The organism is Streptomyces sp. URMC 127, assembly GCF_051386535.1.
Classification (GTDB): Bacteria; Actinomycetota; Actinomycetes; order Streptomycetales; family Streptomycetaceae; genus Streptomyces.
The window spans coordinates 1-4,099 of record NZ_JBPQTW010000350.1; the positions used below are offsets into that span (position 1 = coordinate 1).

Below are 4,099 nucleotides of genomic sequence, written 5' to 3' on the forward strand. Positions count from 1 at the left end.
CACCAAGCGCGACAGCGAGGACGCCCGATGACCACCCCCCAGCCCCAGGCGGCCCACCCGGCGGCTCCGCAGACCGCCCCGCAGGCCCCTCCGCACGCCGCGCCCGGCTACTGGCCCGGCACCGCGCCCGCGGCCGGCGCCCCCGGCCCCGCCGGCTACGTCTCGCCGATCCCGGTGCGCAAGGCGACGCTCATGGACGCCGTCGCGGCCGAGTGGACCAAGATCCGTTCGGTGCGCTCCACGGTCTGGACGCTCGGCGTCATGGTGGCGATAGTCGTCGGCATAGGCCTGCTGATCGCGATGGCCGTCAACGGCACCGGCAGCACGATGAACGGCACCACGCCGCTCGCCGCCGGCTTCTTCAGCCTGATGCTCGGCATGATCTGCGTCCTCACGCTCGGCGTGCTGACGATCTCCACCGAGTACGGCACGGGCCTGATCCGCACGACGCTGACGGCCTGCCCGGACCGGGCCCGCGTGCTGGCGGCGAAGGCGATCGTCTTCTTCGCGCTGAGCTTCGCCGTCACCCTGGTCTCCACCGTGGTGGTGGGCATGGCCGACGTCGCCCTGCTGGACGACCAGGCGGAGTTCGCGGCCGGCGGCAGCGAGTGGCTCAAGTGCACGGTCGGCACGAGTCTGTTCGTCGGCCTCCTCGGCCTGGTCTCGCTCGGCGTGGGCACGCTGCTGCGCCACTCCGCGGGCGCGATCACGGTGATGCTCGGCGTCGTCCTGCTGCCGCTGGTCGTCGGGATGTTCATGTTCACCGAGAGCCTGATGAAGGTCCGCGAGGTCCTGTTCGAGTACTCGATCCCGATGATGCTGTCGGTCTTCTACGGCGTCTCCGGCGACGACTCCAGCGCCAGCCTGACCGGCTGGGACCCGCTGTGGGTCATGGCGATCGCCGCGGCCGCCGCCCTCGGCGGCGCCTTCGCCGCCCTGCTCAAGCGCGACGCGTAGCGCCTGGCGGCGGCGCGCGGCCGGCCGGCCGGGCCGGGCCGGCAACTCAACTCAATAGCGCGGTGCGTTACGGGACCGCTGGAGCCTCGCGCTCCGGCGGTCCCGCGCGTTCCAGCAGGACTTGTGCCAGTGCCGCCGGTCCTCGACGCCCGCCCCGTACTGGGGCCAGGCCACCAAGTGCGGTACGCCCGGCGGGATCTCCTGGTCGCAGCCGGGGCAGCGGTAGTGCTTCGTGGCCGCGCCCCCGCCGATCGTGCGCACCGCCCACTCCTCGCCCTGCCAGTCCTCCGTGCGCTCCAGGCCGTAACGGTCGCCGCCCTCTCCGCGCGGAAGGTCGGACTGCTTGTCTGCGCCGCCTCGCGGGCGGTTTCGGCGCGGAGACACGGGGCACCTCGAATGGTCTGGGGAGCTACGGGCCGTGACCAGCCTACGCGCCGCAGTCACCGCGCCGGGCAGCCGTCCGGCCGGCCCCGGCGCCGGAACGCTCTCCCGATCATCATGAAAACTTCACGCGGAGCCGTGCCCATGGCACGTGTCAGCCGTTATTTCGGTGGGGGATGCCGCGTCGGTCGCTAGGAGGAGCAAGAGCGATGCGCGTTGGAGCATTCGTCCTGGCCGCCCAGTTCCCGGGCCAGGGGCACACCGAGGCCCTGCACCGGGCCGTGCGGACGGCAGTGGTCGCCGAGGAGGCGGGGCTGGATGCGGTCTGGTTCGCCGAGCACCACTTCGTGCCGTACGGGGTCTGCCCGTCGGCCGTCACCCTCGCGGCGCTGGCCCTCGGCCGCACCCGCCGGATCCGGGTCGGCACCGCGGTCAGCGTGCTGCCCACGGTCCACCCGGTGGCCCTCGGCGAGCAGGCCGCGATGCTGCACCTCGCCTCGGAGGGCCGGTTCACCCTCGGGGTGGGCCGCGGCGGCCCCTGGGTGGACCTGGAAGTCTTCAACTCCGGTGTGGCGGCGTACGAGGAGGGTTTCCCGGAGTCCCTGGCGCTGCTGATGCGGTGGCTGCGCGAGCCCCGCGTGGGCGCCGACGGGCCGCGGTTCCGCTTCCGCGCGGTGCCGGTCGTCCCCCGCCCCGACGACCTGGAGGATCGTTCCGGCCCGCCCGTCGTCGTGGCCTGCACCTCGCCGTCGAGCGTCCGCCTCGCGGCCGCCCAGGGGCTGCCCATGCTGCTCGGGATGCACAGCGGGGACGCGGAGAAGGCGGAGATGGTCGCCCTGTGGCGCAAGTGCTCGCTGGAGGCCGGGCGTTCACCCGAAGAGGTGGCCGCGGCGGGTCACGTGGCGGCCGGCGTCGTGCAGGTCGGGGACCGGCGCCAGGAGGCCGCCGAGACGCTCACCAAGGCCATGCCGGGCTGGCTGCACCAGGGGCTGTCCGCCCATGTGACGGTCGACGGGCGGGCCCGCCCGATGCGCGATCCCGTGGAGTACACCCGGCTGCTGTGCGAGCTCCACCCCGTGGGCCCGCCGCAGTTGTGCGCCGACCGCCTCGCGGCCACCGCGGAGCGCACGGGCATCACGCGCTTCGCGCTGCTCGCCGAGGGCTCCGGGGACCTCGCCGCCACCGAGGAGAACCTCCGCCGGCTCGGCAGCGAAGTGGTGCCGCTGATCGGCTGAGCCCGCCGCCCGTCCCCTCTCTCCGGCCGCTCTCCGGTCGCTCCCCGGTCTCTTTCCGCGCTCTCCGTCCTCCCCAGCCCCTGCCGCCCCGGGGCTGCTGCCGCTCCCGCATCTCAGTCGACACCTCCCGCGTGCGGAGCGGCAGCACGAGTGCGTCAGCAGTCCCGGAGCTCCGGGGACTGGTTCAGCAACTGGCCCCGGATGGACGTGAAGCGGGCGAAGCGCTCGTCCGCCGCCGGGTCGAGCGGGAAGACCGCCACCCGGTGGCAGTTCTGGAAGGCCAGCCGCACTCCGAAGTGCCGCTCCAGCGCACCGCGGATGGCGTCACTGGCCAGCGCGCGCAGCAGCTGGCCGCGGGCCTGCTCGTCCGGCGGAGGCGTCCGGTTGTCGGCGAGATCGCCACCGTCGGTCCTGAGCCGGGCCACGAGGGAGCTGATCATCTCCCACGCGTACGGCAGGGAGGTCCGGACGCAGTCGACGAATTCCGCTTCGTCGACCTCGCCTCGCTCGGCCTGTTCGAGGAGGGCCGGTGAGACGTCGAGCGACATGGGTTCTCCTCTCGCGACCCCGCGAGCGGGGTCTCAGGGATGGGCGAGCGGACGACGACGCCCCGTGCCCGTACGGCGACCGCCCGCTTCAACGGTAATTCGGCCACTGCGGGCGCACCAGGAGAACGCACCGACAACCAGCCAACGCCGAAGGGGCCCATCAGGGGCGAATCGCGCCGGGGGGCAGGAGTCGAGTAGCGTTGCGCACCATGCGTCTCGTCATCGCCCGTTGCTCCGTGGACTACGCGGGCCGGCTCACCGCCCACCTCCCCTCCGCCCCGCGGCTGATCCTCGTCAAGGCGGACGGCAGCGTCTCGATCCATGCGGACGACCGCGCCTACAAACCGCTCAACTGGATGTCCCCGCCGTGCACCCTCAAGGAGGGCGACGGGAGCGTGTGGACCGTGGTCAACAAGGCGGGCGAGAAGCTGATCATCACGATGGAGGAGGTCCTGCACGACTCCTCCCACGAGCTCGGCGTGGACCCCGGGCTCATCAAGGACGGCGTGGAAGCGCACCTCCAGGAGCTCCTCGCGGACCGCATCGAGACGCTCGGCGAGGGCTACTCCCTGATCCGCCGCGAGTACCCCACGGCGATCGGCCCGGTCGACATCCTGTGCCGCGACGCCGACGGCGCGACGGTGGCCGTGGAGATCAAACGACGTGGCGAGATCGACGGTGTGGAGCAGCTCACACGCTACCTGGAGCTCCTCAACCGCGACCCGCACCTGGCGCCCGTGCGCGGCGTCTTCGCCGCGCAGGAGATCAAGCCCCAGGCGCGCGTGCTGGCGACGGACCGCGGCATCGGCTGCGTCGTCCTGGACTACGACGCGCTGCGCGGCATCGAGGACGACAAGCTGCGGCTCTTCTGAGGCGCGGCGCCTCTTCCTAACCGAACGCCGGACGGGGAGGACGGCACGGAGGGCGAGGACGGCGTCGTCGGGGGCTTCGACGACGGCTGCGTGCTGCTGCCTCCGC

5 protein-coding genes are annotated in these 4,099 nt (G+C 72.8%); 3 read left to right on the top strand and 2 right to left on the bottom strand.

The features are described 5' to 3' along the window. The first annotated feature begins 27 nt into the window (after positions 1 to 27). Positions 28 to 957, top strand: a complete 930-nt coding sequence (locus tag ACSNOH_RS33700; RefSeq protein WP_436725253.1) for an ABC transporter permease — start codon at positions 28 to 30, stop codon at positions 955 to 957. Between the two features lie 51 nt (positions 958 to 1,008). On the opposite strand, the gene ACSNOH_RS33705 is transcribed toward ACSNOH_RS33700, so the two are convergent. Continuing rightward, positions 1,009 to 1,341: an ATP/GTP-binding protein gene (locus ACSNOH_RS33705; protein WP_436725254.1), complete on the bottom strand. Its 333-nt coding sequence runs from the start codon at positions 1,339 to 1,341 to the stop codon at positions 1,009 to 1,011. A 206-nt stretch (positions 1,342 to 1,547) separates the two neighbouring features. Here ACSNOH_RS33705 and ACSNOH_RS33710 point away from each other — a divergent pair, with 206 nt between their 5' ends. Further along, positions 1,548 to 2,573 (top strand): LLM class flavin-dependent oxidoreductase, encoded by a 1,026-nt coding sequence (locus tag ACSNOH_RS33710; protein WP_436725255.1) that lies wholly within the window; start codon positions 1,548 to 1,550, stop codon positions 2,571 to 2,573. 155 nt (positions 2,574 to 2,728) lie between these two features. Here the strand turns inward: ACSNOH_RS33710 and ACSNOH_RS33715 are convergent, their stop codons facing one another. Beyond that, positions 2,729 to 3,121, bottom strand: a complete 393-nt coding sequence (locus ACSNOH_RS33715) for an SCO5389 family protein (RefSeq protein WP_436725256.1) — start codon at positions 3,119 to 3,121, stop codon at positions 2,729 to 2,731. Between the two features lie 209 nt (positions 3,122 to 3,330). On the opposite strand from ACSNOH_RS33715, the gene nucS reads away from it, so the two are divergent. Further along, the gene (gene nucS / locus ACSNOH_RS33720; RefSeq protein ID WP_436725257.1) at positions 3,331 to 3,993 is read left to right on the top strand and encodes an endonuclease NucS; all 663 of its coding nucleotides are present in this window, start codon (positions 3,331 to 3,333) and stop codon (positions 3,991 to 3,993) included. Positions 3,994 to 4,099 lie beyond the last annotated feature (106 nt).